We start from the raw sequence: 3,277 nt of genomic DNA on the forward strand, positions 1-3,277 counted from the left end.
ACACTTCCAAGGAAGTCCAAGGACGGGGTCGGTTTTTGAAGCGACATTGAGCGTTTACGGAAAAATTCAGCAAATGCCGGAGCTAAAAAATTTCAAACTGTTTGAGGCCGACAGGCCGAGTTTTTGAAATTTTAAGCGAAGGCATTGGCTGAATCCGTAAACGGTCAGGAGCGAAAAAACTGACCCCGGCCGCAGGGCTTCCTTCCTGCAAAAACAGCGGACGCGGTAAAAAGCTTTTTACAAGCTTATCATGTTTGTATTTATGAAAGAAAGATATCAAAAAGACCCGGGGCTGTCCAGGATTTCAGCAGGGGTTTTGACAGGTTGTTTGCGGTGGCTGGAAAAGCCCGGGCCCGGGAGTTGCGGGAGATGCCAGGCAAAGCCGGGCAGCATGGGTGCATTCGGCAAAAAAATGTTTATAGTATGAACGCATTTGAGTATATACCGATAATTTAATGCCTATAAAAATTGAGAATCCGAACCAGTGCAAAAGGAGCATGAATTTATGTCCCAACCTGCAAGTCCCATGGAGATTTACAAGCTGTTAAACAAATCCAACTGCCGCCATTGCAATGAAAAAACCTGCATGGCTTTTGCCGCGGCAGTATTTACGGGAAAAAGAAGTTTGTCCGAGTGCCCTTACGTGGATGCCGAAGCTGCTGCGGCATTTGAAAATGAAAACAATGTCGCCCAACAGTCAAACGACAATGGTGCTGAAGTCGATGATGCCGTGGAAGAGCTCCGGGAACAGGTGCGCCAAACCGACCTGGAAGAAGCCGCCCGGCGTCTTGGCGCCCGTTTTGAAAAGGGCCGCATCATTGTCAAGGTCATGGGCAAGGATTTTGCCGTGGACGGCGACGGCCGGATTTCCACCCAGATTCATGTCAATCCCTGGGTGACCGTGCCGGTGTTTGATTATATCGTCAACGCAAAGGGCACGCCCCCCACGGGCAAGTGGGTACCGCTTCGGGAGCTTAAGGGCGGGCGCGAACGCGAGGGTCTGTTTGACCAGCGCTGCACCAAGCCCTTAAAACGCATTGCAGACACGTATACGGATTTTTTCAATGACATGCTCGACGTATTTGACGGCAAACGCACCGAAACCCGGTTTGATGCCGATACCGCGGTGGTGATGTATCCCCTGGCCAAAGCCCCTCTGCTGTTTTGCTACTGGGAGCCCGAAGAGGGGATGGAATCGAATTTGCAGATATTTTTTGACAAGTGCGTGGAAGACAACTTAAGCATCGGCTCTGTCTACACCCTGGGCGCGGGCCTGGCCCACATGTTTGAAAAATTTTCCCTGAAGCATACAGCCTGATATCGAGTAAAGTTGTTTAACGTGTATTATATTGCATCCATTACCGTGCCCAAAAAAGGGGGGAGATGATGATCCAGACCCGGATTACCGAATTGTTCGGCATTGAAAAACCCATTGTCCAGGGCGGCCTCATGTGGATTGCCCGGGCGGAACTGGCCGCGGCAGTGGCCAATGCCGGCGGCATCGGCTTTATGACCGCGCTGACATTTCCCGACCCGGAGGATCTGCGCGCGGAAATCCGTAAATGCCGGCAGATGACAGACAAGCCCTTTGGCGTGAACCTCACGTTTCTGCCCACGCTCACCCCGCCGGATTATCCCGGCTATATCCGGGTGTGCATCGAGGAGGGGGTCGGATTTATCGAGACCGCCGGCAGAAACCCCGAGCCGTACATGGATCAGATCAAGTCCGCGGATATCAAGGTGCTGCACAAGTGCACCTCGGTGCGCCACGCCCAAAAGGCCGTGAAAATCGGCTGTGATGCCATCGGCATGGACGGCTTTGAGGCAGCCGGCCATCCCGGTGAAGACGATGTGACCTCCCTGATCCTGCTGCCCTGCACCCGGGATGCCATTGACGTTCCCCTGGTGGCCTCGGGCGGGTTTGCCGACGGCCGGGGCCTGGCCGCAGCCCTGGCCCTGGGCGCGGATGCCATCAACATGGGCACCCGGTTTGTGGCCACAAAAGAGGCGCCTGTGCACGAAAATGTCAAGCAGGCCTTAGTCAGCCGCACGGAACGCGATACCCGCCTGATCATGCGCTCTTTGCGCAACACCGAGCGGGTGTTGCACAACACCATTGCGGACAAGGTCATTGAAATCGAGCAGCAGCCGGGCGAAACCCGCATCGAGGACATTGTTTCCTATGTGGCCGGCCGGGTGGGCAAGGAAATGCTTGAGCAGGGTGACATGGAGACCGGGACCCTGGCTGCGGGCCAATGCATGGGGCTGATCCGGGATGTGCCCAGTGTGGGGCAGCTGCTTGAGCGCATTATGGCAGAGGCCGAAGCCGTGATGCGCAAAAATGCGGCAAGCATACGGGACTGAAACGGCCGGAGCCGTTATGCATTCCCAATTTTGGATGCATGACGGCCCCGGTTTTTTGGGTCTTTACCAGGACTTGCTCAGGGTAATGATAAACTGGGGGCCTTCCGGGCTGTTTTTTGCGCTAAATTCCCGGAGAAACCGAAGGTTGACCTGCATGAGCCGGGGAGGGGGCAGGAAAAAATTGATTTCCGCGCCCAGGGCATGGTTATGTTTTCTCTCCGAGGCTATAACACCGGACGCATCCCCGCTGTCATCATCGATCTGCCAGGTTGAGCATCCGCTGATGCCGGGCCGGATCACAAGGCCGGGAGAAACCGGGATTTCCTTTCCGATACCCCATTCCACCACAAATTCCGCTCCGGGCCGGATATCGGTGTCCTTTTGCCGGCCGTGGACCAGGGTTCGGGTCAGGACGCTGGCCGACCATGTCTTTTGCTCATCGAAAAATAGCCTTATATAAGGCTTGTTCGGATTATTCAAGTTTTTTGTCCAGTTTCCTTACATGTTCTTTACAAGATTTTACATTGACTTTTACATTTTTTCGGGCTAACAGGTAAACCATGAAAACAGAACTGAGTCCACGACAGCAGCGGTTGCTCGACTATCTCCGGGAGCAGATCGCGGAAACCGGCCAGACGCCGTCTTTGCGCAGGACCGCCGGGGATCTGGGAGTGAGCCACACGGCAGTGGCGGAAATGCTAAAAGTCCTGGAGCAAAAGGGCCTGGTAAAGCGCCAGGGCCGCTATGGCAGGCATCTGCATCTGCTCAACCGCGCCGGTGCCCCTGCCGGAATCCAACGGATCCGGGAAGTGCCGGTCATCGGCCGGATCACCGCCGGGCTGCCCATGTATGCCCAGCAGCAATGGGAGGAAAGCATTGTGGTGGATGCAGATCTCTATAAGGGCGCCAACCT

The 3,277-nt window shown here is 55.0% G+C and carries 4 protein-coding genes; 3 read left to right on the forward strand and 1 reads right to left on the reverse strand.

The window, feature by feature from the left end; all coding sequences use genetic code 11:
- Positions 1 to 505: 505 nt before the first annotated feature.
- Positions 506 to 1,318: a DUF3786 domain-containing protein gene (locus tag R6U41_RS11320; protein ID WP_410269944.1), complete on the forward strand. Its 813-nt coding sequence runs from the start codon at positions 506 to 508 to the stop codon at positions 1,316 to 1,318.
- 65 nt (positions 1,319 to 1,383) lie between these two features.
- A complete protein-coding gene (locus tag R6U41_RS11325; protein WP_410269945.1) occupies positions 1,384 to 2,364 on the forward strand; it encodes an NAD(P)H-dependent flavin oxidoreductase in 981 nt (326 codons plus the stop codon).
- Between the two features lie 63 nt (positions 2,365 to 2,427).
- Here R6U41_RS11325 and R6U41_RS11330 read toward each other — a convergent pair whose 3' ends face one another.
- Positions 2,428 to 2,844 carry a transporter gene (locus tag R6U41_RS11330; protein ID WP_410269946.1) on the reverse strand — a complete coding sequence of 139 codons (417 nt, stop codon included), beginning with the start codon at positions 2,842 to 2,844 and terminating at the stop codon, positions 2,428 to 2,430.
- 80 nt (positions 2,845 to 2,924) lie between these two features.
- Between R6U41_RS11330 and R6U41_RS11335 the strand changes: the two genes are divergently transcribed.
- Positions 2,925 to 3,277, forward strand: a 353-nt coding sequence (locus R6U41_RS11335) for a LexA family protein (protein ID WP_410269947.1), incomplete at its 3' end; no start/stop codon positions are given.

Origin of the sequence: Desulfosalsimonas sp., from assembly GCF_046483245.1 — a bacterium.
Taxonomy (GTDB): domain Bacteria; phylum Desulfobacterota; class Desulfobacteria; order Desulfobacterales; family Desulfosalsimonadaceae; genus Desulfosalsimonas.

Excerpts from the sequence above, each read along its gene's own strand:
- R6U41_RS11320 (WP_410269944.1), top strand. The coding sequence starts at position 506 with ATGTCCCAACCTGCAAGTCCCATGGAGATTTACAAGCTGTTAAACAAA.
- R6U41_RS11325 (WP_410269945.1), top strand. The coding sequence starts at position 1,384 with ATGATGATCCAGACCCGGATTACCGAATTGTTCGGCATTGAAAAACCC.